The sequence below is a fragment of the Mesobacillus boroniphilus JCM 21738 genome (genome assembly GCF_000517385.1).
Lineage (GTDB): Bacteria > Bacillota > Bacilli > Bacillales > Cytobacillaceae > Mesobacillus > Mesobacillus boroniphilus.
This window is the reverse complement of sequence record NZ_BAUW01000205.1, coordinates 1-1,533: the sequence shown is the minus strand read 5'-3', so window position 1 is coordinate 1,533 and position 1,533 is coordinate 1. Positions and strand designations below refer to the sequence as shown.

Below are 1,533 nucleotides of genomic sequence, written 5' to 3'. Positions count from 1 at the left end.
TTCATTTCTAGATTTTTTTTGAGGGGCTTTATTTTTAAAAAATAAGATCCTTAAGAAATTTAATTAAGCCGTTTGTTCATCAGTAGATGAGATTTTATATCCTTTCCGTTTTAAGTATTCAATCATTTTTAACTCTTTACCTTTTTGTTGATGCTCCATATAATTTGTGCCTAGTTCTTTATATGGTTCTCCTGTTTTTAAAATATTGTAAGCAATGGTTATAATTAGATGCGCAGAAGCCATTTGTCCTTTTTTCTTTCCTTGTTGTTTCAAAATTCTTATACGGTGTGCAGAAATACGATTATTTTGCCTTGAAGTTGCTAATACACATTCTACTGCCATTGTTTTTAATGCTTTGTTACCTTTCGTTGTTTTACCCGTTTTTTTTTTACCAGCACTTTCATTATTTCCAGGACATACACCAGCCCACGAAGCAAGATGCTTGGCAGATTTGAAGACAGACATATCAATTCCCATCTCTGCAATAAAAGTAGCTGCGCCTGCTTTGTTTACACCAGGGATTGTGTCCAATAATTCTGTTTCTCTTTGATACGGGGTTAAGTATTGGTCGATCTGCTCTTCTAATTTTTCAATTGCTTCTTCTATATAAATCATATGATTCCAGTGATATTGCAACATATCACGATGGTGACGGCGAATTCGACCATTGATTGCATCAGCTATTTCCGGGAGACTTGCTTTTGTTCGCCAATGCACCAGTTCTTTAAGATTACTTTCTTCTAGTTTTTCTCCATCAATAATGGCTTCTAGGATCCGGCGTCCTGATTGACCAAAAATGTCAGATAGAACAGTAGTGAGTTTAATATTCGCATCTTGAAGAATTTTATGGATACGATTTTGTTCTGCTGTACGATTTCCAATCAGTTTTTTACGGTAACGTGTTAGATCTCGTAAATCTCTAATATCTTCAGGAGGAACAAAGTTGCCTTCAATCAGTCCACTTCGTAATAATTTGGCGAGCACTCTGCATCTTTTACATCCGTTTTGCGTCCAGGAACATTTTTAACATGTCTAGCATTGGCAAGTACAAGTTGAAAATCACTTTCGAGAATGTTCCATACCGGTTTCCAATACACTCCGGTACTTTCCATAACAACATCTGATACTTGCATAGACATAAGCCAATCGTTCAGCTTCAATAAACCCTTTGTTGTAGTTGGAAAAGATTCAATTGATTTGTTTGGCTTTTTTTCTAATGGGCCAACTAATACACAAGCTACTACTGTCTCCTGATGTACATCTAGGCCTGCACATCTTTCAATCATTGCTTCCATATAAGAATCACCTCGTTATTTAATTAACAATACAAATGACAGTAGTTATTTTACGAGATTTTTGTATGCGTGCTCTTGGCACAGTAAATGGTACTTCAATACTGTCACAACCAGTTTCTTATGCAGGGTATCGCTTTCGGGATCCACCATAGTATGTTCAGCCTGGTCGTATTGTTATTAACTGTGTTGCCACAAATTAACGAGGTATACCTTTATTTTGAGTAGAGGACCATTTTCA

The 1,533-nt window shown here is 36.1% G+C and carries 1 pseudogene; it reads right to left on the bottom strand.

From position 1 onward, the window contains the following. Positions 1–63 precede the first annotated feature (63 nt). A pseudogene (locus JCM21738_RS21780) lies at positions 64–1,286 on the bottom strand (IS110 family RNA-guided transposase). Positions 1,287–1,533: the final 247 nt, after the last annotated feature.